The organism is Sphingobium sp. B10D7B (genome assembly GCF_025961955.1).
Classification (GTDB): Bacteria; Pseudomonadota; Alphaproteobacteria; order Sphingomonadales; family Sphingomonadaceae; genus Sphingobium.
In genome coordinates this window covers 2,921,218-2,944,833 of record NZ_JAOQOQ010000001.1, presented here as the reverse complement: position 1 = coordinate 2,944,833, position 23,616 = coordinate 2,921,218, and the positions used below count along the sequence as shown (strand labels likewise).

17 protein-coding genes and 1 pseudogene are annotated in these 23,616 nt (G+C 61.7%); 12 read left to right on the top strand and 6 right to left on the bottom strand.

Annotated features, from left to right (window positions below; translation table 11 throughout):
• Nucleotides 1-162: 162 nt before the first annotated feature.
• Nucleotides 163-951, top strand: a complete 789-nt coding sequence (locus tag M2331_RS13695) for an SDR family NAD(P)-dependent oxidoreductase (RefSeq protein ID WP_181560789.1) — start codon at nucleotides 163-165, stop codon at nucleotides 949-951.
• A gap of 25 nt (nucleotides 952-976) precedes the next feature.
• Complete coding sequence (gene allB, locus M2331_RS13690) at nucleotides 977-2,401, top strand: allantoinase AllB (protein ID WP_181560788.1); 1,425 nt, start codon at nucleotides 977-979, stop codon at nucleotides 2,399-2,401.
• 134 nt (nucleotides 2,402-2,535) lie between these two features.
• On the opposite strand, the gene M2331_RS13685 is transcribed toward allB, so the two are convergent.
• Nucleotides 2,536-3,120: a YdeI/OmpD-associated family protein gene (locus M2331_RS13685; protein ID WP_181560787.1), complete on the bottom strand. Its 585-nt coding sequence runs from the start codon at nucleotides 3,118-3,120 to the stop codon at nucleotides 2,536-2,538.
• Between the two features lie 601 nt (nucleotides 3,121-3,721).
• Here M2331_RS13685 and M2331_RS13680 point away from each other — a divergent pair.
• Nucleotides 3,722-4,111: a MarR family winged helix-turn-helix transcriptional regulator gene (locus M2331_RS13680; protein WP_264574225.1), complete on the top strand. Its 390-nt coding sequence runs from the start codon at nucleotides 3,722-3,724 to the stop codon at nucleotides 4,109-4,111.
• Between the two features lie 66 nt (nucleotides 4,112-4,177).
• On the opposite strand, the gene M2331_RS13675 is transcribed toward M2331_RS13680, so the two are convergent.
• The 3 genes from M2331_RS13675 to M2331_RS13665 all read right to left on the bottom strand — a co-directional run bounded on the left by M2331_RS13675 (nucleotide 4,178) and on the right by M2331_RS13665 (nucleotide 8,567).
• On the bottom strand, nucleotides 4,178-5,272 hold the full coding sequence (locus M2331_RS13675; RefSeq protein WP_181560785.1) for an NADH:flavin oxidoreductase: 1,095 nt from the start codon (nucleotides 5,270-5,272) through the stop codon (nucleotides 4,178-4,180).
• 128 nt (nucleotides 5,273-5,400) lie between these two features.
• On the bottom strand, nucleotides 5,401-7,941 hold the full coding sequence (locus M2331_RS13670; RefSeq protein WP_181560784.1) for a TonB-dependent receptor: 2,541 nt from the start codon (nucleotides 7,939-7,941) through the stop codon (nucleotides 5,401-5,403).
• A gap of 122 nt (nucleotides 7,942-8,063) precedes the next feature.
• Nucleotides 8,064-8,567, bottom strand: a complete 504-nt coding sequence (locus M2331_RS13665; RefSeq protein ID WP_181560783.1) for a nuclear transport factor 2 family protein — start codon at nucleotides 8,565-8,567, stop codon at nucleotides 8,064-8,066.
• Between the two features lie 652 nt (nucleotides 8,568-9,219).
• On the opposite strand from M2331_RS13665, the gene M2331_RS13660 reads away from it, so the two are divergent.
• The 3 genes from M2331_RS13660 (at nucleotide 9,220) to M2331_RS13650 (ending at nucleotide 13,225) form a co-directional block, all read left to right on the top strand.
• Nucleotides 9,220-9,768: a nuclear transport factor 2 family protein gene (locus tag M2331_RS13660; protein ID WP_181560782.1), complete on the top strand. Its 549-nt coding sequence runs from the start codon at nucleotides 9,220-9,222 to the stop codon at nucleotides 9,766-9,768.
• A 126-nt stretch (nucleotides 9,769-9,894) separates the two neighbouring features.
• On the top strand, nucleotides 9,895-11,313 hold the full coding sequence (locus M2331_RS13655; RefSeq protein WP_181560781.1) for a spinster family MFS transporter: 1,419 nt from the start codon (nucleotides 9,895-9,897) through the stop codon (nucleotides 11,311-11,313).
• 916 nt (nucleotides 11,314-12,229) lie between these two features.
• Nucleotides 12,230-13,225 carry a dienelactone hydrolase family protein gene (locus tag M2331_RS13650; RefSeq protein ID WP_181560780.1) on the top strand — a complete coding sequence of 332 codons (996 nt, stop codon included), beginning with the start codon at nucleotides 12,230-12,232 and terminating at the stop codon, nucleotides 13,223-13,225.
• A 205-nt stretch (nucleotides 13,226-13,430) separates the two neighbouring features.
• On the opposite strand, the gene M2331_RS13645 is transcribed toward M2331_RS13650, so the two are convergent.
• On the bottom strand, nucleotides 13,431-14,045 hold the full coding sequence (locus M2331_RS13645; RefSeq protein WP_181560779.1) for a DUF3237 family protein: 615 nt from the start codon (nucleotides 14,043-14,045) through the stop codon (nucleotides 13,431-13,433).
• A 463-nt stretch (nucleotides 14,046-14,508) separates the two neighbouring features.
• On the opposite strand from M2331_RS13645, the gene M2331_RS13640 reads away from it, so the two are divergent.
• From M2331_RS13640 to M2331_RS13620, 5 genes are all read left to right on the top strand, one after another.
• Nucleotides 14,509-15,222, top strand: a complete 714-nt coding sequence (locus M2331_RS13640; RefSeq protein WP_181560778.1) for a FadR/GntR family transcriptional regulator — start codon at nucleotides 14,509-14,511, stop codon at nucleotides 15,220-15,222.
• A 324-nt stretch (nucleotides 15,223-15,546) separates the two neighbouring features.
• On the top strand, nucleotides 15,547-17,010 hold the full coding sequence (locus M2331_RS13635) for a carotenoid oxygenase family protein (protein WP_181560777.1): 1,464 nt from the start codon (nucleotides 15,547-15,549) through the stop codon (nucleotides 17,008-17,010).
• A gap of 117 nt (nucleotides 17,011-17,127) precedes the next feature.
• Nucleotides 17,128-19,641, top strand: coding sequence for a TonB-dependent receptor (locus M2331_RS13630; RefSeq protein WP_181560776.1), 2,514 nt, complete (start codon nucleotides 17,128-17,130; stop codon nucleotides 19,639-19,641).
• 155 nt (nucleotides 19,642-19,796) lie between these two features.
• On the top strand, nucleotides 19,797-21,407 hold the full coding sequence (locus tag M2331_RS13625; protein ID WP_181560775.1) for a carboxylesterase/lipase family protein: 1,611 nt from the start codon (nucleotides 19,797-19,799) through the stop codon (nucleotides 21,405-21,407).
• Between the two features lie 265 nt (nucleotides 21,408-21,672).
• A complete protein-coding gene (locus M2331_RS13620) occupies nucleotides 21,673-22,209 on the top strand; it encodes an ester cyclase (protein ID WP_181560774.1) in 537 nt (178 codons plus the stop codon).
• A gap of 284 nt (nucleotides 22,210-22,493) precedes the next feature.
• Here the strand turns inward: M2331_RS13620 and M2331_RS13615 are convergent.
• Nucleotides 22,494-23,329 (bottom strand): annotated as a pseudogene (locus M2331_RS13615) (transposase); the annotation flags it as partial.
• 44 nt (nucleotides 23,330-23,373) lie between these two features.
• On the opposite strand from M2331_RS13615, the gene M2331_RS16635 reads away from it, so the two are divergent.
• Nucleotides 23,374-23,523 carry an ATP-binding protein gene (locus tag M2331_RS16635; protein ID WP_181561536.1) on the top strand — a complete coding sequence of 50 codons (150 nt, stop codon included), beginning with the start codon at nucleotides 23,374-23,376 and terminating at the stop codon, nucleotides 23,521-23,523.
• Nucleotides 23,524-23,616: the final 93 nt, after the last annotated feature.

The window sequence follows — 23,616 nt, the reverse complement described above, 5'->3', positions numbered from 1 at the left end:
CCACTTGGTCACCGGCACATCCCTTATGCACCGATGTATCGAATATCGTCTTTGAAGTCGGCTTCGGTCGAAACGCACCTCTTTAAAGTCGAATCGAATATCAGAAGTCAATATCAATTTTGATTCTGGTCTATTTTCGAACAATAACGTCACGGGCGGGCAATGAATCTCGATCTCGATAGTAAAGTTGTGATGATTACAGGCGCCGGGAAAGGTATGGGGCCTGCAATTTCACAGGCCTTTTCTAGTGAAGGCGCCAAGATCGTCATCCTTGGCCGTGATATGACTGCGCTGGAGACCCTGAAGGAAGAGATCGGGCCAAAGGCCTCCGTTACCGTCATCCGCTGTGACGTCACCAGTGCCTCCGACTGCGAAGCCGCGGTGAGCCAGGCCGAGACGGCGCATGGCCGTGTCGATGTGCTGGTCAACGTCGCTGGCGGCACAGGGCCGGTCGGCGACACCGCCTGGGAGACCACGCCGGAAGGTTTCGATGAAATCATCAAGCTCAACATGGGCGGCTGCTTTTTGATGATGAAGGCCGTCCTGCCCGGCATGATCGCGCGGCGCTATGGCAAGATCGTGAATGTCGGCGGCACCTTCGGCATGCATGGACGCGCCGGCCGCATGGCCTATTCCGCCTCCAAATGGGGTTTGCGCGGCATCACCAAGTCGACGGCGATCGAGGTTGGGCCTTACAATATCAACGTGAATATCGTCGCGCCCGGCATGGTTGATGGTCCGCGCTTCCGCACCAAGGTGATGCCGGGTATGGCCGAGGCAGCCGGGCGCAGCGAAGAGGAAATCATCGCCGAGCACGCTGCCGAATATGCGCTGCGCCGCATCAGCAGCGCGCAGGACGTGGCCAATGCCTGCCTGTTCCTCGCCTCCGACGTTTCGCGCCAGATCACCGGCATCGACCTGCCCGTCGATGGTGGCTGGGCCGCTCTCTGATCCTCTCATAACCATGGAACCCGCCATGAAAGCCGATATCGTCATCAACGGCGCCACAATCGTCACCGACAGCGCCATGTTCCCCGCCTCGATCGCGATCAAGGACGGCCTCATCCTGGCCATCGGCGCGCAGGATGCGATGCCCGAGGCCGCCGAGGTGGTCGACGCGACCGGCAAGCACATTCTCCCCGGCGCCATCGACGCGCATGTGCATTTCCGCGATCCCGGCTACACGCACAAGGAAACCTGGGAAACCGGTACGGCCAGCGCTGCGATGGGCGGCGTCACCACCGTGTTCGAGATGCCAAACACCAATCCGCCGACGGGCACGGTGGAAGCACTCAACATGAAGCTGGAATCGGCCAAGAAGGCCTATGTCGACTTCGGCATCTACGGCCTGCTCGGCGAGGATAATCTCGACCAGCTCGAGGCACTGATCGAGGGCGGCGTCGCCGGCTTCAAATGCTTCATGGGCAACACCTTCGGCAACCTCCCATCCCCGCCGAGCGGTGCGATCCTCGAAGGGTTCGAGATCGTCGCAAAGCACGGCTATCGCGTGGCGCTGCACGCCGAGAATGCCTCGATCATGGCGCGTCGCTCGAAGAAGCTGCGCGAGCAGGATTGCTGCGACCCGCTGGCGCATCTCGACGCCCGCCCGCCCGTCGTCGCGGTGGAAGCGGTCTCGCGAGCGGCCATTCTCGCGGAATGGACCGGAGCGCGCATCCACATCCTGCACGTCTCATCCGGCGACGAACTGCGTCCGCTGCGCGAGGCGAAAGCCCGCGGTGTCGACATCACGGCCGAGACCTGCCCCCATTATCTGCTGCTCGACGAGCGCGCTTATACCGAGAAGAAGTCGCTCATCCGCGTCAATCCGCCGGTGCGCGAGAAGGTCCATCAAGAGCAGCTCTGGCAGGGCGTTGCGGACGGCACGATCGACATGATCGCCACCGACCATGCGCCGCACAGCCATGCAGAAAAGCATAATGATGACATCTGGAGGGCCGACTGCGGCTTTACCGGTGTGCAGACACAGATGCCGCTGATGCTCACCCAGATCGCCAATGGTCGGATGACGCTGACGCAATATGTCCGCATGACCTCGCTGGCGCCAGCAAAGGCATTCGGCCTCTATCCGCGCAAAGGCGCCCTGCTGCCGGGCTCCGATGCGGACATCGTCGTCGTCGACATGGAGAAGGCGGTCAAGGTCGACTCCGCGTTGCTCAAGTCCAAGGGCTCCTCGACGCCCTTCCAGGGTTACGAGACCAAGGGTGCCCCGATCCATACACTGGTGCGCGGACGCTTCGTGATGCGTGACGGAGAGTTGGTGACGAGCGCGATGGGCCACGGCCTCAACGTGCGGCGCATCCAGCAGATGCCTGCGCCGACGCCGCGCAATACCCACACCACGACCAAGGCCATTCTCGAAAAGCGAGGCAAGCGTTACTGATATAGGGCGCCTGGCGCGGCGAGCGTGACACCCGGTTCATAGCGGCGTGCTGTATTTTACATGAGGTCGGTTCAACAGCCGACCTTTGCGGTCCGATTTCTGCCCACCAAAGCTTGCCTTGTGCAGCCGGCAAGCTATCCATAAATTGTCTCACCACGTTCCAGCATGGCGATGAATTCTGCGATTTTGCGCATACGCGTTTGTGCCCGCTTAGCCGTGCTGATTCTATAGAGGATGGCGTAGCGGTTCGCGCCCGCGAGCGTCGCGAAAAAGGCAGCAGCCTTCGTGTTCGCGTTGAGAGCGTCTTGCAGGTCGGGTGGCACCTCAGCCTTGCTGGCAGAGGCATAGGCGGCATCCCATCGTCCGTCGGCTCTCGCCGCTTCTACTTCTTCTATCCCGCGCGCAGCCATGAGGCCCTCCGCGATGAGGCTAAGTGCGCGTGTTCGATTTGCCTGAGACCATTTGCTGCGAGGCTTGCGCGGCGTGAAACGGATCAGCCAACTGTGCTCGTCATACTTATCCAGTTGTCCGTCGATCCAACCGTGGCAGATGGCGGTGTCGATCGCTTCTGCCTTGGTTAAGGTGACAAGGCTCGACCCCCGCTTCGCAAACCGAAGCCACGCACCCTTGGCATCGGCTCCCTGACGCGACAGCCACTCGGCGAAATGCGTATCGGTTTCGAAAAGAAGGATTTGAAGACCGGATTTGGTACCACTCATATCACTATCCTAGGGTCCCACGAGTCGACTGAACAGGGTATGGGGTCGGCGGGAGAGCGCCACATGTGGAAACTGCGCACCAGCGTTCATACGCCTTGTTCTGGACAAGGGGATGACTGGCACGCCTAGAACGCGCTTTAACGTCGTAGAGAAATTGCGCGCGCGTCACCGCCCAGATCCAGCGCCACGGACGTGATAGGCTCGCCCGCCGCCAGCTTGGAAGGCGGAACGGAAAGGCGCCTGTTGGCGACGCTGCGTGAAATTCATGCCGGCTTCCCGCCGAACGATGCGCCTAAATCGGAGTCTGGTCATGCCAAGGGCGTCGGGCCATTCCTCATGGTCGCGGTCATGCAGCATATCAAACATTAGCTCAGCAGCGCGGTTCTCGACATCAGCTCAGCAGCCGACGATGTTTGATGCTCGGGCCTTGAGGTCTGGCGGCCACCCCGGTCATGTACTATTGTTCTCGTTATCATTGGCTGGAACGTTACGATATATTTGTCGCTCTCGATAATTTCATCCAACTTCACCAATTCCGGGATAATATGTGAGCAAGCCTCCTAAATTGCCGAAGTACGAGCAGACGCTTTCAGCAGTTCTGTTGAGCGCCAAGGAAGCCGTGATACTGCCGATGCGGCCGAAGATGCGGGAGCATGACATTACCGAGCCGCAATGTCGGGTCATGCGGGTCATTAACGATCACGGCCCCACGGATGCGAGCCGGGTCGCTGAAATTGGTCAGCTGCACAAGCCCAGCGTCACCCGCATCCTGAAGGAACTCGAGGCGCGCAATCTTGTGGCGCGCGAGACGGACAACCGGCGCCGCGTTCTGGTGGCACTCACGCCCGACGGGCATGAACTCGTCAAGACGCTGACCTATGATGTCAGGCGGGTGATGGCGGAATATTCAGAGCGCTTTGGAGCGGAAAGGTTGGAGCGTCTCATCAACGAACTTCGGGCATTGACCGCGACGATCAGTGGCGTCGAGTAGCCCCTTGCCATGGCTCACCCGAAGCGATCCGCCCACGGTTTGGCGGATCGCTCCCGGCGCGCTGACTTAACGTAGCTGAAGAATTGCCTCGCGGGTGAACGGGGCAATCTCGCCGAACCGCCCTTCGCGGACCTTTTCTGAAATTTGCGGTTCGCTCAGGATCGCCCGGCCGATGGCCACAAGGTCGAACTCATCGCGCTCAAGGCGTTCGACCAGTTCCCGCAAAGTCGCCACGCCGGCCTCGGCAGTGTCCCCGTAGAAACTCTCTTCCAGCCCGATCGACCCGACCGTGATGCTGGGCTTGTTTGTCGCCTTCTTCGCCCACCCCGCCAGATTGAGATCGCTGCCGGGAAACGCTGGCGCGGTGAAATTGCGCTGGGAACAGTGGAAGATATCGACGCCTGCATCCGCGAGCGGCCCGAGCCAGTCCGTGACCTCGGACGGGCTGGAGACCAGCAGCGTGTCATAATCCTGGATCTTGTACTGCGAGACGCGCATGCCGAGCGGCATGTCTGCAGGAATAGCCGAGCGGACGGCCTGGACGATCTCCACGGCAAAGCGCGCGCGTTCGGCCAGCGTGGGGCCACCCCAACGATCGTCCCGGCGGTTGGTGCCGGCCCAGAAGAACTGGTCGATCAGATAGCCATGCGCGGCATGCAGCTCTATGCCGTCGAAGCCGACGGCCTTTGCATCCGCGGCGGCGCGCGCGAAAGAGGCGATCGTATCGGCGATGTCGGACTCGGTCATCGCGTGGCCGAGCGGCTGGTCTGGGGCGGTGAGGCCGGAAGGCCCCTCGAAATTGTTCGGCCAGTCCGGCGCGCGTGGATCCGGCAGGGCGCCGACATGCCACAACTGGCTCCACATCCGCCCGCCCGCGTCATGCACTTCTGCCAGCACTTTGCGCCAGCCCGCCAGCCCATCACCGTGAATGCTGGGAAGGTCGGCGTTGTTACGCGAAAGGGGGCGATCGATGACCGTTCCCTCGCTGACCAGAAGACCTGTCCCACCTTCCGCGCGCCGCCGATAATAGGCTGCGACCTCATCGGTCGGGATGCCACCGGGGCTTTTGGCGCGGGTCATCGGCGCCATGACCAGACGATTGGGCAGGGTCAGCCCGTTCACCTGCAAGGGCGCATAAAGAGGCGAAACATCAACGGTCATTCTTCAACTCCAGTTTGCCATCGACGCGATGGCTCGGGACAATGGCGTCCTCTACAGGCTGGCTTGCTGCGAGCGGATGCGGGTGCGACATGGCTGCCGCACCCGCATTCTGCCCGTACCGATGAGGCTCAGAACCTCTTCTTCACGGTCACGGCCCATTCCCGCGGACGGCCGGGCTGCGCGATGGAGAAGCCCGCCGCACCGCTCGACCGGTCGAAGCCGGTCAGCAGATAATATTTGTCGAACAGGTTCGTGACTTCAGCCGAGACGTCCAGGTCTCCATCTGCATTGCTCCACGTCAGTCGGGCATTGGAGACGACGTAGCTGTCGATCAGGCTCGTCGGCAGATTGACGCCGAAGTAGATCTCGTCCTGGAACGAGGTGTCGATGCGCGGCGTCAGTGACCCCGCGTCGCCAAGATCGATCTCATATTGCGCTCCGATGCTCCACTTCCAGCGTGGCGTATAGAGCGGATAATCGCCGAACTGCGGCCCTGCCGGGTTGCCGGGGCCACCGACCGTCGCCGTCCCGAAGGTGCGGAAACTGGTGTAATCGAAATCGACGAAGCTGACGGCGCCATCGATCATCATGCCCTCGACCGGCCGGACCGAAGCCTCGACCTCGAAGCCCTTCACGTCGGCATCGCCCGAGTTGGTGATGAGATTGCAGGGCGAGCCCAGTGTGGCGCCCACGATGGCGATGCAGTTCGACAGGCTGAGCTGGATGTCGGAATATTTGGAGAAGAAGAAGGCCGCGTTGAGCCGCACCCGCCGGTCGAACAGGTCGCTCTTGAAGCCCAGTTCGTAGGTCGTCTGCTTCTCCGGACCGAAGGGCAGCACCTGCGCGAAGTTGAAGGGGCGGGGATTGATGCCGCCGCCCTTGATGCCTGTCGCCACCTGACCATAAATCGAAATGTCGGGCGTGATCTCATATTGCGCATTCAGGCGGTAATCGAAGTTGGTGCTGATCGGGCCATCATAGATGCCCACGCGGCCATCCAGCGCACCGACCGCCGAGCCAGCGGGCAGGGGGCTGCCATCCGGCAAACGGCGGCCGAACTCATAGCGCTTATACTCATCGGTATAGCGCAGGCCCGCCGACAAGGTCAGCCGATCGACTGGCTTCCATGCAAGGTGGAGAAACGCCGCCTTGGTATTGGCATCAGTGGGATCGTTATTGAAGAAGGCCGGATCGGTCGTGTAGCGAATGTCGGACCCGGCGAGAATGCTCGAGAACTGCTTCATGTAGAAGCCGCCGACCGTATATTGAAGGGCATCTTCGAAGAACGATCCGTTGAGGCGCAGCTCCTGGGTGAACTGCCAGTAGCGCAGCTTGCTGGTATTGTTCTGGTGCGCGAGCGGCGAGAGGTCGTCGTCGGCATCCCATTTGGAATGATAGGCCCGGTAGGCCGTGATCGAGACCAGTTGCAGATCGTCCGACAGATCATATTCGATCTGCCCGGAGATGCCCCAACCCTCGTAGGTGAGCCGGCCATCGTAATAAGTTCCGGCCCTCACGCCCCCGGTGTTCGCGAAGGCGCCCTGAGGGCCCGTCGAACTGTCCGGCGCGCCGATATAGGTGGCGTAATTGCAATAGTTGCCGCAGACGAAGCGGGCGTCATAAGGAATGACCCCGCCAAAGGGGTTGATATCCGTCGCGCCCCGCGGATTGCCGGGCAGGCGATCCGTGAAATTCGGGCTGCGCCGAACCCCGGCGATGCTCCGGTCCAGCAGGACGTTGCCGGCATTGACGCGGTCCTCATTGGTGTAATCGACGGCGATATTGATATCGAGGTCGCTGCTCGGCTGGAAGCGCAGCTGGCCGCGCGCCGCCGTGTATCCCACACCACCCTCGCGGCCGAGTTCGCAGTTGTCGGACGCCGTCATGCGCGGGATCCCGCCAGCGGGATTGATCGGAACCGTCGCGCCAGCATTGTTGACGACCGTCGTCGAGCCGCCAGCGGGGAACAGGCAGCCAAAATCCAGCCGCTTGATATAGCCGTCCTGCTTCTTGGAGACGCCGGCGATCCGCGCGCTGATGGTGTCGGTCAGCTTGAAGTCGGCCGATCCACGCAGGTCGATCCGGTTGCGGCTACCATAGGTCGCGGCCACATAGCCCGTGTTCGATCCCGTCGGCCGCTTCGAGTAGAGCTTTACCGCGCCGCCGATCGAGTTCTTGCCGGCCAGCGTGCCCTGCGGGCCGCGCAGGATCTCGACCCGGTCAAGATCGAGCAGGTCGAGGATGGAACCAGTCAGCGTCGCATAATAGACGTCGTCGACATACAGGCCCACGCCGGGTTCCAGCGCGGCGCTGAAGTCTTGCTGGCCGACGCCACGGATGTTCCCGACGAGCGAGGAGCCATAGGATGCGCCCTGCGGCTTGAGGGTGACCGAGGGCGCCTGATTGGCGACATCGGCAATGCTGGTCTGGCTGCGCGCTTCGAGCATCGCCCCGGACACAGCGGTGATGGCCAGCGGGGTGTCCTGCAGGTTCTGCTCACGAAACTGCGCGGTCACCATGATCGTCTCGACGTCTCTGGCCGTCGACGCGCTCTCGGCCTGACCGCTGGTCGAAGCCTGCGGGGCCTGCGCGCCAGCGGCGCCCGCCAAGGCGATCCCCATCGCGAACAGACTGGTCCGGCAGACGATGCCCTTTCCTTTCTTGGTCATGCTCATCTCTCCTCTCGTTTTTCTTTTCGGTGCGGCCGCCCTTTGATCGGGCGGTCCTGTGGGCGATCGTCTTTCTCAGCGCGACCGCCCAAAGTCGTTCTCAGGCGCGGGTTCGGCCTGGCTCAGCTAAACCGCTGGTAGGAAATGTCGGTTTTGTCGGCCCGCCCACGCAGCGTTGCCGGGTTATTTTCGGAACCGAACGGCGTGCGCGGTCCGGTGTCGGTGAAGTCGAGAACGGCCCAGCGTTCCGCGATCTTCCATTCTCCCTCGCGGCGCTCGAAGCGGTGGACATAGCGCCCGAACATCTGGTTGAGCTGGGCGTCGGCATTGTGGATGGCATGGTAATAGGCCTCGCACCAGGCGGTGTCCCCATCCACTTCGATCGAGATATTCGTCACATGGTGCTGGGTGCCGCCCGGTGCGACCTGCGGCATGCGCTCGACCGCGGCTTTTGCGAAATCATGCGCCAGCCGGTCGTGCCCGGCATGATGATCGATGGCGTCGGAATGGAAGGCCGACATGATGAGGTCGACGTCGCAGCGATCGACACCGCGCCAATAGCGGCTGAGCACCTTGGTGATGAGACGCTCATCGATCATCTCCTGCAGACTAGATTCAGAATTCACGCAACCACTCCATTTCTAGAAAGCGCGCGTCAGAAATCCGGCGTCGCGCGCACGCCCCATCGCTTTCGCGCCTTCGCCTGAAGCCGCGCAGCAACGAATGATCAATGATGTCGACACTTGCCTTTCCGGTTCTCACCGCCTGTCACAGGGCCACACAGCTGGCCTTGCGTCTGCGCGTTCAGAGCGGACCGTCGCACGGCCTTACATCCTCCCTCATCCACAGCCCTCCTGCTCGACTCGCTTTGCGGGCTTGGCATCGAGTTAACATGATAACTGCTAGCCGGCAACATGATTGATCGCCATGGTCGAGGAGGCAGGATCGCCGGCCGATGTGATCTTAGCGTCCCCAAAGCTCTGACCGTCGAGATGTCATCGCGCCCGGACAATTGCGAGATGTCTAGTTAAAATATTGATATATCTGTTTATAATCATCAGAATCTCATTCTGTTGATCGAAGCCTGTCTGCCCATGCGAGGCGGGCCCAGGCTTCCGCACTGCCACGCGCGATATCCGCTTGACACCTGAGGGTCTCAGCGACACATTGAATTAACGTGATAACTAAATTTCAGACGGTAGCCTTGGCTTGGCTGCCTTTCAGGAAGCTCGCAACACGACGAGCGCTGGTGCCGATGTGACAAGAGAGGATGCCGTGATGGCCAATATCGATTCCCCCGATCTTCAGACGCGCCTCGAGCGCTTGCTCGACATGGAAGACATTCGCGAAGTCCTCCGCCGCTATACTCGCGGCCTCGACCGTCATGACGATGCGGTCATCGCCAGTGCTTTCTGGCCGGACGCGGAGATCAACTATCTCGACGATTTTTCGGGGCCGACGGACGCGTTCGTCGACTGGGGCAACCAGCGGCACGAAGAGCGCTATGTCTGCCATCAACATCACATCACCAATGTGAACATCGATCTCGACGGGGATCGGGCGCATGTCAGCAGCTATGTCATCTACATGCTGCGCCAGAAACAGGACCTGCAGAACATCGGCAGCGGCCGATACATAGACCAGTTCGAGCGCCGCAATGGTGAGTGGCGGATTGCCCTGCGGGAATTCCTGCCGGAAATGGGCGTGACCGTTCCGACAGGCCCTCGTCGCGAACTCGCGAGCCCGCCGGGCAATGGGCGGTGGGACAGGGACGATATTTCCTATCGCCGCCCGCTCATGCGGCGGGATTCATCCGGTTCAGCATAACCGTCTGGAACTGTCCTGCTGCTGAGAGCACATCTTGCACGCGGCATCCGTCCGCGGCCATGATCGAGGCAGCCGCAAAGCATCGGCTGTTGGAAAGCATAAGCGCGCGCGAGGGGGATCAAGGCGATGTCCGATCCGTCGACCACGCCAGATCGAGAGGGTGATATCATGCAGGCTGAAGGCCTTCCAAAGCCTGCAGGCAAGCCACAGTTCGGGCCTGGTTATCGCGCGTGGCTACTCGCCCTCACCATGGCGGTCGGCGCGTTCGGCTTCATCGACCGGGTCATCGTTGCCACGCTGGGCCAGGCAATCAAGGATGACCTGGGGCTCTCCGATTTCCAGCTCGGCATCCTGAGCGGCCTCAGCTTCGCCATTCTCTACAGCACAATGGGATTGCCGATCGCGCGACTGGCCGAGCGCCGCAGCCGGATCAATATCATCTCCATATCGGTCGCCCTGTTTTCGGCCGCGACGGTGGCTTGCGGCATGGCTGCAAATTTCTGGCAACTTTTTTTGCTGCGCGTGGGGGTCGGCATCGGCGAGGCCGGCGTGCAGGCGCCCGCGGTTTCGCTCCTTGCGGATCACTTCCCCAAGGAGCGGCGAGGGGCCGTGATGACCGTCATGAAGCTCGGCAACCCGGTCGGTTCCGTGATCGGTGCGCTCACGGCGGGTTGGATAGGATCGACCTATGGCTGGCGCGCGGCGATCATCTGCATCGCAGCGCCCGGGCTCGTCGTGGCGCTTCTCTTCCGACTGACACTGCGCGAGCCGCCGCGCGGCCTGTCCGATCCGGATCTTGCAGAGGCAAAGAGCGAGCCACCTCCGCTGCGGGCGGTGCTCAAGATGATGGCCGCCCGGCCCGAGTTTCGCCACATGCTGATCGGGTTGGCCCTTGTCACGCTCGGCATGTATGGCTCCGGTGCCTTTTATGCGCCCTTCTTCATGCGTGTGCATGATTTGAGCCTGAGCCAGGTTGGCGTGTTCTATGCCGTCCAGAGCGGCATCGCGGCGACGCTGGGCCTCGCCATCGCCGGATTTGGTGTGGACCTGATTTCGAGATGGGGCGCCCAATGGTATGCGCTTCTCCCCGCGCTCGGGGTGCTGATCGGCGCGCCGTTTACCCTGGCAGGCTACAGCGTGGCGCATCCCATGCTGGCGCTGGTCTTGCTCATCAGCGGCGCCGTTCTGGCCTTCTTTCACAATGTGCCGACGCTTGTCGCCTTCCAGAATATGGTGGGGCCGAGAATGCGCGCGACGGCGGCGTTTGTCTTCTTCTTTGTCACCACCTTGGTCGGGGTCGGCTTGGGGCCCGCGCTCATCGGCTTTATCAGCGATCTCTATGCCAACGCGCTCTTTGCGGATGGAAATTATGCTGCCTTGTGCGGCAGCAAAACCGTCTCAACGGTCGCCGCCGTGCAAAGCGCCTGCACCGCTGCCTCCACAAGCGGCATTCGTTATGCGCTTATGACGAGCGTTCTGCTGCCTGTGTGGTCTGCGCTCCATTTCTTCCTCGCGGCTCGGGCGATCCGGCAATCGGGCTCTTGAGTGGCAGCTACGTCCTCAAAAAGGGCGTAAATTTAACATGGATCTGCCTCGTAAGCTGTCCGTCATTCAACCAAACGAGCCGGCGTCCCGTGCACCTTAAAGGAACCGGAGAAGGTCATCTCGTTTCGTTCTGACAAGGCCAGCCCGTTGTCGACATCAATGCCGAGATACTTAACCGTGGGTTCAGTTTTTCACGGCCCCGCAAGATCTGGCGGCGCGCAGGTTGCCTACTGCCTCATAGAGCAGCGCGGGACCTTTGCGCGGCGTAGAATGACTACCGCGGCCGCGGCTCTCCAGGCCCCCTGTCGAACCCATTTCATTGATCCGTTTGCTGATGGCCCAGATAATCTATCCGATTAGGAAAGCAAATCCCGGGTCGCTCCAGGGCAAGAGCGCCGCATTAGCAGACTTTTCGCGCGCCAATCATATCTCGCGTTGCGGCCAATCCGGTTTTCTGTTGGTTGACTGTCGCTAGGTCTAGCAGAGTTCCGCCGCTCGGCAGATCAACGATGTTGATTTGACGACACCACAACCGCGCAACCTGCTCTTGATTTATTTTGGGATTTTTATTTCGCGTCTACTCAAAGCGAGGCTCAAGCTCCATCAACGCTGTCTTTCTCTCACCGAGAAGAACGCACGAGACGCAGTAGCCGAGCATAGTGACATGCCCCTGCCCCGGGCGAGGGAAGCACCACTTGTTCCTTGTTGGTCAGACGACCGAGCAGACCGTGAACATCTTGACCTCCTCGCGGCCGCCTTGTGAGTGGCGAAAAATTGTCTGACCTTTGATGGCAAATCACAGTCCTCTCCTTGCTTTCATCTGAGAAATTTCAGACAGCGGCTTTAACAAGGGGCTGTGTACCCATGATGTGAATCGCAGGCAGCCGTGCGCCTGCCTCAGGAAGGACCGCATCAAATGTCTGGAAAACTGTCGCTTAACATCGGCTTGAAGTCGCCTGGTCCCCGCATCGGGGGATATGCGCTGATCGCGGTGGCCGCGGCGGGCTTGAACTCGACCGCTCCACTTATCGCGGCCCCGGCCGCAGCGGCACCTGTTGAATCGGTCAGACTTTTGCCGCGTACCGGGCCGTTCAAGGTGACGATGGAGACGGTGCCGAGCTTGCCCAACCACGTCATTTACCGCCCTGAGGGCGTCAAAGGCCGTATGCCGATCGTCGCCTGGGGGAATGGCGGCTGCGCGGCGGTGGGCAATCGCTACCGCAGGTTCCTGACGGATATCGCATCGCGGGGCTTTTTGGTGATTGCGGTCGGGCAGATCGGCGATGCGCGATACGAGACGGATCATGATGCCGAGCCCTACATGCCGACGGGCCCGATCGATTTCAACGCGCCTGGCCCTTCCGAATCCGTGGAACTGAGCAGGGCGATCGATTGGGCTGCGGCGGAGAGCCAGCGTCGCGGTAGCGACTATTTCAAGCGGGTCGACACGCGCCATGTTGCCGTGATGGGCCATTCCTGTGGCGGGCTGCAGGCGCTGGCGGTGACGGTGGCCGATCCTCGGGTGACGACAGCGGTCATCCTCAACAGCGGGGTTTGGTCCACCGGTCCGGGCGGTCTGCCGGGTGCGCGCGTGACCAAAGCCGATCTGGCGCGAGTCAAAGTGCCCATCGCCTATTTCAGCGGCGATCCATCCGATGGCGCCCACGCGAACAGCAAGGATGATTTCAGCCGGTTGCGCTCTGTGCCAGCGGTGTGGGCCTATCGCAGCGGCGCGGGCCATACCGCGCAATATTGGGGGCCGCAGGATGAAGACGAATATAGCCGGGTGACCGCAGCCTGGCTGCAATGGCAATTACAGGGCGACAAGAAGGCGGCCCAGGTGTTCCGGGGCGCGGATTGTACGCTTTGCAGCGACAGCAAGTGGACGCTGGCGCGACATGATATTCCCTAGGCGGGACGGATCATCAGTCCGTGCCGATAGGCTGCCAAACAGCGGCTCCTCTTATATGACGAGGAGCCGCTATTTTTTATCCCGGTTCCACCTGGAAGGAGATTGATCCCGAGCATCTCGCCATCTGGCGTGATGGCTAAGAATGGCCGTCCCCCGGGGGGCGCGACGGCATCAGCCGATGCCCCCCGGGAGCAGCGGCGCCTCGTTACACCATCGCCCAATAAGTGAAGATGGATTGAGACTCACGGCGGTCCGCCTTGCCGACGAAAATCGTGCGGCTCAGCCAGTCGTGCGGGCCAACCGGCGCATCGAAGCGCGGGGTAAGGCCCATATAATATTCGGAAGGATCGACGGGCTCATATTTGCGCATCCGTTCCAGCACCTCTTTGCTGCCATAGCGAACGCCGGTGTTGTGCAGCTCGATGATGGTGCCGTCATCGGCCTCGATCAGGTAGCGGGCGTCGAACCGCACCGTGTCGTCCGGTTTCACCGTCGGCCAATCGCCACCGCTGTGCGGGATGATCTTGCCGTTCAGCTTGGGGCCTTTCACGGTGCCGCCGAGAACACCAACATAGCCGCGATCCATGCCCCAGAAGGTCGGGCCGTAACGCAGGCGCTTGCCCAGCTCGATCTTGATTTCGAATGCGAATTCGAAGCTCGGCGGCGTCAGCGCCTTTCCGGTCATGTCGGAGATCTGCTGCTGCCGCGCGGCCGCTGCGCTCGTTTGGGCAGCGGCCATGGCCGGGAATGCAGTGGCGACACCAGCAGCGCCGATGCCGGCAGACAACAAGCTGCGGCGCGAAAATGACTCATTACTCATATAGACTTCCTCTCTATCGCCCGAAGGCTCTCGCAGGCTGACGATGGGGATGCAGAAACACGGGTACCGCAGAATTGTCAGACCATAAACACCAGTCGAGGACCGGTGAGGCGGAGCTTGGTCGCAAAAAAACAGATCATTGGCAAGATTGGCGGTCTGCTGATGGTATGATGGCTCCAATTTCGTACCCCATTCCTGCATGAACAGCCGCGCACATCGGAAAACGGCTATTAAGCGCCCATATTCCAATCTTCTTAGAGCGTCACGAACGCGGGGACGCCCGGTTCCGGCCCCGCCGCGCCATCGCAAATCGGCTGAGAGTTCGTCGCGCCAGGGCTCTCTGCACGGGCGGCAAAGGCATAAATTCGCTGCATAATCTGACAGCTTGTGCGCGCCGTGCTGGCTTTAAGGCCGCAATCCGGCTAGCTGACGCTGCAAAACTCGGCGCAACCATGGGTGGGCAATGACAAAATCCGCAACGAACAAGGCGAGCCGCCGGCCGGTGCAGCTGAAGCGGCAGAAAACGAGCCTGCACCGTCGGATCGCGCACGATCTCGGCGTGGCGATCGTAACGGGCAAGCATCATCCCGGCGATATCCTCGCGACTGAGCTCAATGCCAGCGATGAGCTGAGCGTTTCCCGCAGCGCCTACCGTGAGGCGATCCGTGTGCTTGCCGCCAAGGGCCTGGTTGAGTCCCGCCAGCGCACCGGCACCGTTGTCATGCCCATCACGCGCTGGGCGTTGCTTGACCCGGATGTGATGGAGTGGATGTTCGAGGGCGGCGCCTCCACATCCGTGCTCGAGGGATTGGTCGAGATGCGGCTGATCATTGAGCCCGCAATTGCGAGCCTTGCAGCGCAGCGGCGCACGCTCCAGCAGATCGCGAGAATGCGCGAGGCTTTGCAGGATATGGAACGTTTTGGCCTGACAAGCGAGAAGGGACAGGCGGCGAACCGCCAGTTCTATGAAGTGCTGTTGCAGGCGACGGCCAATCCCCCGCTGGTCAATCTGGGCAACAGCCTTGGCACTTTTGTGCTGTGGTATACCGAATTTCAGGGCGGCAGCAGCACGCCGCGCGAAACCGTGCGCGAACATTGGGCGCTGTTTGATGCCGTCGCCGCGGGCGCAGCCGAGGAAGCATCCGCTGCCATGGAAGGCCTGATCCGCAGCACCTGACCTGCGACGCGGGCTACCGGGCTCTGCCAATCATAAAGCGCCCTGCCCCGTAGCACTCGCTATTGCGCAGTATATGCCATGAGCATTCTGCGCGTTTCCCTGAATTGTCTGTTTTTTTGTAGCCCTGCCCGCGCGATATTGGTATCGGCGCCGGCGCGTTATGGCCAGACGGGTGGCCGGACGGTGAATATTTATTGGGCTGAAGCATCTTAAGATGCTGAAAAGAGATAGATGTGAGGGGCTTGGGATGGCGGGCGGTCAGATAATCGGCGATTCGCTAGATGCGGACCAACTGCGGCGGATTAGCTCTGCCGGAGTCCTGTCATGACCGCTTTTCCTCAGACCATTCATTTCACGGGCCTTAATACGCCTGTTCGCACCGAAGCGTCTGTCCGCAACCTGCTGGTGGAAGGCGAGATCCCGTCCGAGATTGAAGGCGCCTTCTTTCGCGCCGTCCCGGATCCGGCCCACCCGCCCATGTTCGATGACGATCATATCCTGTCGGGAGACGGGATGATCGCGCGTTTCAAGTTCGAACACGGCGCTGTGGATTATGACATTCGCTATGTCGAAACCGCGCGTTATGCGGCCGAGCGCGAAGCCCGGCGCGCGCTGTTCGGCCAGTATCGCAATCCCTTTACCGATGACCCCAGCGTTGCGGGGGTTGATCGCACGGTCGCGAACACGACGCCGCTTTGGCATGCAGGTCGGCTGTTCATGACGAAGGAGGATGGCCGCGCCTATCGCGTGGACCCGACGACCCTGGACACGCTCGGTGCCTGGGATTTCGGCGGCGCCCTCAAATCGGAGACGATGACGGCCCATTCGCGGATCGATCCCGAGACCGGCGAATTGTTCTTCTTCGGCTATGAGGCCGATGGCCAATGTTCGCGGGCGATCGCCTATGGGATTGCGGATCGCGACGGCAACTTGGTTCGCGAGCAGTGGTTCGACCAGCCCTATGGCGGCATGATCCATGACTTTGCGATCACGAAGAGCCGCGCGATTTTCCCGATTTTTCCGACCACCACCGATCTTGAGCGGCTGCGCGCCGGCGGGCCGAAATGGGCCCATGAGCAGGACCTGACCTGCCGCGTTGGAATCATGCCCCGCGATGGCGATGTCGCTGCGATGCGCTGGTTCGAAGGCGCGGCTGGCGCGTCTGCTTTTCATATCATGAACGCGTTTGATGAAGGCGATCGGGTTCATCTCGATATCTTCGTATCCGACACGAACGCATTTCCGTTCATGCGCGAAGCGGGAGGAATCCAGCGCGGTCAGCAGGAGATCCGCGGTGCCTTCGAACGCTGGACGTTCGACCTCACCAAGGATGGCTCTTCCTACGAGGTGCGGCCGCTCGGCCCCCCGGGCGACATGCCGCGCATTCGCGATGCCGATACCGGCCTGCCGTACAGCTTCGGCTGGTATCTGACGGTCAATCCGAATGGGCCGCCTCCGCTGCCCGGCGGCCCGGTCGGCATGACCTTCAACATGCTTATCCGCATCGATGTGGCGCATGGCGGGCTCGACGCGCTCGCACTGCCGCCCGGTCACGCAATCAGCGAGCCCGTTCACGTGCCCTCGGCCGCGCCAGGGCATGACGGGTGGCTGCTTGCTGTGGTCGATCGCCAGGTCGGCGATCAGGCCTTCGCCTCGCAGCTATGGGTCATCGATGCCGGCGCGGTCGGGGCGGGGCCGGTTGCCAAGGTGCATGTGCCGCTGCCCTTGCGCGCTCAGGTGCATGGCACATGGGTGCCAGCCACCCAACTGGCGCTGGCAAAGACCTGAAACCAAAGCAGTAATTCCGGGCGCCCCGCGCGCCTTCTTTTTCGTTCAGTTTTGCAATCGATTGAAATTCAATGGTTCGGCCCGCTCGTAGAGAGCGGTGCTTTTAGGAGGGAAAGAATGAAGACCATGAGCATCTGGCAAATCAACGGCGCGACCTGGTTGCGCAACTCCGTCGCGGTCGGCGCGATGGCAATCGCTGGTGCGGCACCCGCCTTTGCGCAGGAGGCGGCTCCGTCGACGGCACTCGTTAATCAGGCGGAACCGACCGCACAGGCCGAGGACGGCATCAGCGAAATCGTCGTGACCGCGCAGTTCCGTGGCCAGAGCGCCCAAAAAACGCCGCTCGCGATCACGGCCTTGTCGGCTGAGACGATCGCCGCGCAGGGGCTGACCACCGTCAGCGATATCGCGGCCCAAGCTCCTAATGTCGTGCTCCAGCCGGCTCCCGCTGGCGCCGGTCCGTCGGTTCAGTCCTTCATTCGCGGCGTGGGCCAGGTGGACTTCAATCCCGCCGTTTCGCCCGGCGTCGGCACCTATATCGACGACGTCTATTACGGCACCATCGCTGGCGCGAACTTCGATCTGGTCGACCTCGATCGCATCGAGGTCCTGCGCGGTCCGCAGGGCACGTTGGCCGGGCAGAACTCGATCGGCGGCTCGGTGAAGCTGTATTCCAAGAAGCCGACCGGCAATGGCGGCGGGTTCATCTCGCTCTCTTACGGAAGCTACAATAATGTGCGCGTGAATGCGGCAGCGGACATGACGCTGGTGCCCGATCGCCTGTTCATGCGGATCACCGGCGTGACCGACCACAAGGATGGCTATGTCACGCGGTACGATTATGCCTGCACGCATCCGGGTACGCAGGTTCCGTCCTTCGCGCGCGATGCGAACTGCAAGCTCGGCACTGAAGGCGGGAAGGCCGTGGCAGCCGGGCGCGTCCAGCTGCGCTGGGTGCCCACTGACGCGCTCGAGGTCAACCTTGCTGCGGACTATGTCAGCGACAAGTCGGAAGGCACGCCGCAGACGCTGCTTTATGCCCGCAATGACAGCCTGACGCCCAAGAACAGCATCAATGGCGTCAGCGTTGGCACCGCGACCGGCGCGTCGCAATTCATCAGCTATTCCCCGTTCGGGGCGTTCGCTGGCGACAGCTTCAGCACGAGCCCCTATACCAACTACGCGACCTATTGCGACCCGACCCCGAGCAGCCGCTCCGGCGCCTATTGCCTGGATTCAAGCTCGGCGACCAAGGGCGGCGGCGTCTCCCTGACGATCGACTACAAGCTTGCCGACAATGTCTCGTTCAAGTCGATCACAGCCTACCGCAAGCAGAAGATGGAGTTCTCGCAGGATAACGATGCGACGCCCGTCCCGCTGGCACAGAGCTTCAATGCGCTGACCTATCGCGAGGTGACGCAGGAGCTGCGCGTCAATGCCAGCCTGATGCAGGATGCGGTTAATCTGACGCTCGGCGGCTTCTTCATGGATGAGTTTACTGCGCTGGATTCGCGCATCGACATCCCGCCCTTCGACTTCATCGGGCGGGATCGCGTGCCCGCGAAGACCTATGCCGTGTTCGGCAACGTCGACTGGAGCGTGACCGACAAGCTGCAGCTGATCGGCGGGCTGCGTTACTCGAAGCAGGAAAAGACCTTCAAGTTCGGCCGCCTCGGCGTACCGGGCACGCAGCTCGGCGGCCATCCCGATGGCCCGCCCTATCTGCCCTGCCCCGAAGCGGGCGGGACGATCGTTAATGTGGCGGTCTGCCCGGTGAATGACGCCTCGGGCACCTTCAAGGGCGACAATGTCGATTATCGCATTGCAGCGCAGTATCAGTGGACCCCCACGATTATGACCTATGCGTCGGTCGCGACCGGCTTCAAGGGCGGCGGCATCAACCCGCGGCCTTACAATATCTATCAGGTCATCCCGTTCGCGCCCGAAAAGCTGACCTCCTATGAGGTTGGCTTCAAGAGCGACCTGTTCGACCGCAAGCTGCGCGTCAACGGCAGCTTCTTCTATGGCAACTACACCGATCTCCAGCTCCCGGTCAGCGCGTGCCCGGCCAACCCGGCTTACCCGGATGTGCCTCTGGCAAGCTATGCACAGCCGTGCAGCGCGTTGCTGAACGTCGGCAAGGCGGTGACCAAGGGCGGTGAACTGGAACTGACCGCTCGCCCGACCAGCAATCTCACGCTGCAGGCGGCAGTCGGCTACATCAACATCGGCTTCAAGTCGCTGCAGGCGACGGCGATCAGCGCCGGCACCACGCTGGACTCCAAGTTCCCGCTGATCTCCGACTGGAAGGGCAGCGCGAGCGCCCAGTATCGCATCGATACGGCCAGTTTCGGCACTCTGACGCCACGGCTGGACATGACGTTCCAGTCCAGCTTCCAGACGTCGATCCCCAACACGACGTTCAACAAGGTGCCGGCCTACACGCTGCTCAATGCAGGCCTGACCTGGGATGCTCCGGGCGGCGATTGGCAGGTGATTGCGAACGTCATGAACCTGACGAACAAGCTTTATTACTACGCTTATCTGGATAACCGTGCGACCAATGGCACGGTGAATGGCTTCCCGGCCGCGCCGCGGCAGTGGCGCCTGACTGTGAAGCGTTCGTTCTGATGATCGGCGGCGGGGCTGTGGTTGCGATGCGATCTCTGCCCCGCCGCGAGAACCATAAGATGAAATAGGGTGGAGGCGGCAGGGTGAAAGTCGGTCGGAGAGCGATATTAACGGGCGGCGCCGCGATCGTCGCTGCCAGCACCCAGACCCCTCGCATGGCAGCCGCCGCTGTTGCTCCCTCGCGCACTGGCGGGCAGGCGGTATCCGCAGGCCGGGATACGGCACGCGTGGAAACGCAATCGGGGACGTTGGCCGGCTATCGGCAAGGCGACGTCCTGACCTTCAAGGGCATTCCTTATGCGGATGACACGGCCGGGCCAAATCGCTTCCTGCCGCCACGTCCGCCCCGTCCATGGTCGGGTGTGCGCAGCGCGCTGAGCTTCGGACCGGTCTGTCCACAAGATCGCGGATCGGGGCGGGCCAATGACGAAGAAGCGTTCATTTTTCAATGGAATGACAGCTACGAGCGCGAAGACTGCTTGCGGCTCAATATCTGGACGCGCGGCGATGCCGGTCGCCCCCGACCCGTGATGGTCTGGCTGCACGGCGGCGCGTTCATCGCCGGATCGGGCCATGACCTGCCCGCCTTCGACGGCCATAATCTGGCCGACCTGCACGACGTGGTGGTGGTCACGTTGAACCATCGGCTCAACGCGCTCGGGTTTCTCGATCTGTCGACGTTCGATTCCGCCTTCGCGGACTCCGGCAATGTCGGTCTGCTCGACATCGTAGCCGCGCTGCAATGGGTGCGCGACAATATCGCAGCGTTCGGCGGCGATCCGGCGCGCGTCACGCTGTTCGGCCAGTCCGGCGGCGGACGCAAGGTTGCGGCGCTGATGGCCATGCCCCAGGCGCGCGGGCTGTTCCATCGGGCGATCGTTCAGAGCGGCTATGTCCCCACCGGCGTGACGGTAGACGAGGCTGCGAGCCTGGCCGCCGCAACGCTCGCTGAACTGGGCATTGCGAGGACGTCGGCGCGCGCCGTGCAGGATGTGCCCTATCCGCAATTGCTTGCGGCATCGAATGCGGCAGCGCGGCGGCTCAATCCCAAGCTTGCGGGAAGCCCCATCGATCCGCGAAATTTGCCGCGCTTCTCATTTGGGCCGGTTATCGGCGGGGCCACTCTTCCCGGCGGCGTGCTCTCCGATGGCGCACTGGCGAATTCCGCGCATGTGCCGCTGATCGTCGGCACCACGCTCAACGAATTCGCAACCGGCATCAACGACCCGGCGTTCGAGGCTTTATCGCCAGCGCAATTGCGGGAACGGGTCACCGGCCTGTTCGGCGATCGTGCGGACGGCATTATCGAGGCCTTCAAAGGTCGCACGCCGCATGCTTTGCCCTGCGATCTATGGTCACGCATCGCGACCGCGCCGCTGCGCCTCAGCGCGATGGAATTTGCCCGTCGCAAGGCCGCCATCGGCGGAGCAGGCGCATGGCTGTACCAGTTCGCACGCCCTGCGCCGGTGCTGGATGGCCGGCCACGCGCATTCCATTGTGCGGATATTCCCTACGCGTTCGCCAATGCCGAACGCTGCGCCACCATGACCGGAGGGGACGGGGCCGCCCTGAAGCTGTCCAATCTCATGGCCGGCGCCTGGACCCGATTTGCCGGGACCGGCGACCCCAACGGACCGGGTTTGCCGCGCTGGACGCCTGCAAATCGGGACCGACCTGCGACCATGATCTACGACGATCAGACCCGGCTCGACACCGGCAGCGACCAGGCCGAACTGGCAACCGTCGCGGCCGCCTTGCGCGATTGAGCGGTCGCGGGAATTCTCAAGGCGGCGCGTGACGGAGCCATCGCGAGCGAGGGCGAAACAGTCGATCAATACTCTGGTTTTTAAGGTCGGCGCTCCCCGCGCAAAGCCGCTTTCGCCCAAAGATGGTAAAAATCGTTCGCCGCTGGCACAGATTATTGTCGTTTTACAACAGAGTGTTGCCTCGCCGTCCGATCTCTGACCGAGAGGGATTGGCGGCGCTTAAAAGTCCTACCTTTTTCCGCCTCTGTCATGCTAGGCTTCTCCCATGATATCGATCCTGCTTGCTACCGCTCTTGCCATGGCCCCGGACTCGACGCCGGCTGTGGCCCCGCCCTCATCGCATGAAGCGCCGGCGGCAGCGCCGTCCGTTCCTACGGATCACGCTGCCTTGCTCGCCAGCAAGGACCCCAAGCTCGCGCGGAACAAGCGGCTGGTGTACGACATGTATCGGATCGTGCTTGTAGCTGGTCAGGTTGATCGCGCGCACGAGTTCATCGCGCAGGATTACATCCAGCACAATCCCAATGCCGCCCAGGGTTTGGCCGGCGTGATGGATTATGTCCGGTCCTCACGCCCGCAGCGGCCTGTGGAGGCAAAATTGAGCCTCCCCATGGTCGACATCACGGCAGAGCGGGACAAGGTCGTCATTGCATTTGTGCGCCCCGAGAAGGACACGAACGGGCAGACCTATTACACAACCTGGTTCGACATGTTCCGGATCGAAAACGGCAAGATCGCGGAGCATTGGGACCCGATGCTGAAGGGCGAACCCAAGATCGACCCAAATCAGAAGAAACTCTGACGTTAGGGTAAAACCGCGCGTGGCGAGCCCGCGACGGGCGTCCATTCTTCTGGGTGAACCGTGAGTCCGACACTTGCTCTAATGCTTCGCAGGATGGCGAGATTGATCGGCCTCCAATTGTGTCAAGAAGCCCCATCGCGAACGCACTGAATGTCGCTGGCTTCTGTTCGACTTCGATCACCATGCGCTCAGCGAGAGGGTCGCTGCCCTCGAGATAAAGAGAGCGAGCGGTCGCAGGATTTTCTCTTGTAGCGCAGGAAACATCGGGCTTGAACCTCCCCCCATATCTGACCGCACCACGCCAGGACGGCATTGCTGGATTATCGCTGACGACCATGCCGGGCTTGCCCCGCTAGGCGATCAACTGGGCCAGCCCGCGCACGACTCGATGTTCGGAGATGTAGGTGTCCGGCGCCGCTGCCAGGCACTCTCTGGTCAGATCATCGACCACGTTGAGCACCCGGAACCGCCTTCCAGAAACCATCTAGTCGTGAACGAAGTCGAGGCACTAGCGCTTGTTTGGAAGTGCCGGCACTGAAGCCGCCGCGCTCGTGTCGACAGCGCGTCTACCGCTGCGTCGTCGCCTCACTGAAGCCCTTCCTCATGATAGCCGCTGGATCTTCTTGCGGTTGATCATCACGCCCTCCTGGCGCAGCAAGAAATGCAGACGGCGGTAGCCGAACCGGCGCCGTTGGTCAGCCGCGCAGCTTCTCACGAAGCGCACCTTCATCGTTCGGGGTGAAACGGTCACGCACGCTCGTGCGATCGACGTTAATGATACGGCACGCCCCCCGCTCGCTCATCCCGCGGCACGCCTAGAGACGAGCGGCAGCTTCTCGATTCGCAGCCGGCGTCACCACTTTTTTGAAAGCAGATCCTTCAGCGCTACGTTGTCTAGCATCGCATCGGCCAGCAACCGTTTGCGCTTCGCGTCCTCGCTCTCGAGCTCCCGCAGACGCTGGGCGTCGGACACCTCAAGCCCGCCATACTTGGCCTTCCAGTTCTAGATCGTCGCTTCCGATAATGCCGTGACGCCGAGCAAGATAAGCGGTCTTCGGGCCGCCTCCGCCTCCTTCCGCACTCCCAATAATCTATTCTCTGTAAACCTCTCGCGCTTCATCGTCTGTCCGTCCTCAGAACCAGACTCTAACGCTCGTAAAGAAAATCAGGGGTACGTCACAACGCACGGGCTTGGGTCTGGCGATCAGCAAGCAAGATATAGAACGGCTGGGCGGCTCGATCCACGGCCGATCGCGGCCGCGCGAAGGCGCGACATTCTATTTGGATATCCCCGAGGCGCCTTCTGTGCGGTGAAAGCCTCGGCCCCCATTGGTGCCACCGTCCACAGCACACCGAGTTCACCGACACCAGAGTTTCCAGACTCACTCGTCCCTCGTGCAGGCAGGA

Bases quoted from the DNA above. Each gene is read 5' to 3' on its own strand.
- M2331_RS13625 (WP_181560775.1), top strand. From the start codon at position 19,797: ATGGCAGCCGCCGCTGTTGCTCCCTCGCGCACTGGCGGGCAGGCGGTA.
- M2331_RS13645 (WP_181560779.1), bottom strand. From the start codon at position 14,045: ATGAGTAATGAGTCATTTTCGCGCCGCAGCTTGTTGTCTGCCGGCATC.
- M2331_RS13685 (WP_181560787.1), bottom strand. From the start codon at position 3,120: ATGAGTGGTACCAAATCCGGTCTTCAAATCCTTCTTTTCGAAACCGAT.
- M2331_RS13620 (WP_181560774.1), top strand. From the start codon at position 21,673: ATGATATCGATCCTGCTTGCTACCGCTCTTGCCATGGCCCCGGACTCG.
- M2331_RS13640 (WP_181560778.1), top strand. From the start codon at position 14,509: ATGACAAAATCCGCAACGAACAAGGCGAGCCGCCGGCCGGTGCAGCTG.
- allB (WP_181560788.1), top strand. From the start codon at position 977: ATGAAAGCCGATATCGTCATCAACGGCGCCACAATCGTCACCGACAGC.
- M2331_RS13630 (WP_181560776.1), top strand. From the start codon at position 17,128: ATGAAGACCATGAGCATCTGGCAAATCAACGGCGCGACCTGGTTGCGC.
- M2331_RS13675 (WP_181560785.1), bottom strand. From the start codon at position 5,272: ATGACCGTTGATGTTTCGCCTCTTTATGCGCCCTTGCAGGTGAACGGG.
- M2331_RS13660 (WP_181560782.1), top strand. From the start codon at position 9,220: ATGGCCAATATCGATTCCCCCGATCTTCAGACGCGCCTCGAGCGCTTG.
- M2331_RS13655 (WP_181560781.1), top strand. From the start codon at position 9,895: ATGTCCGATCCGTCGACCACGCCAGATCGAGAGGGTGATATCATGCAG.
- M2331_RS13670 (WP_181560784.1), bottom strand. From the start codon at position 7,941: ATGACCAAGAAAGGAAAGGGCATCGTCTGCCGGACCAGTCTGTTCGCG.
- M2331_RS13695 (WP_181560789.1), top strand. From the start codon at position 163: ATGAATCTCGATCTCGATAGTAAAGTTGTGATGATTACAGGCGCCGGG.
- M2331_RS13650 (WP_181560780.1), top strand. From the start codon at position 12,230: ATGTCTGGAAAACTGTCGCTTAACATCGGCTTGAAGTCGCCTGGTCCC.
- M2331_RS13635 (WP_181560777.1), top strand. From the start codon at position 15,547: ATGACCGCTTTTCCTCAGACCATTCATTTCACGGGCCTTAATACGCCT.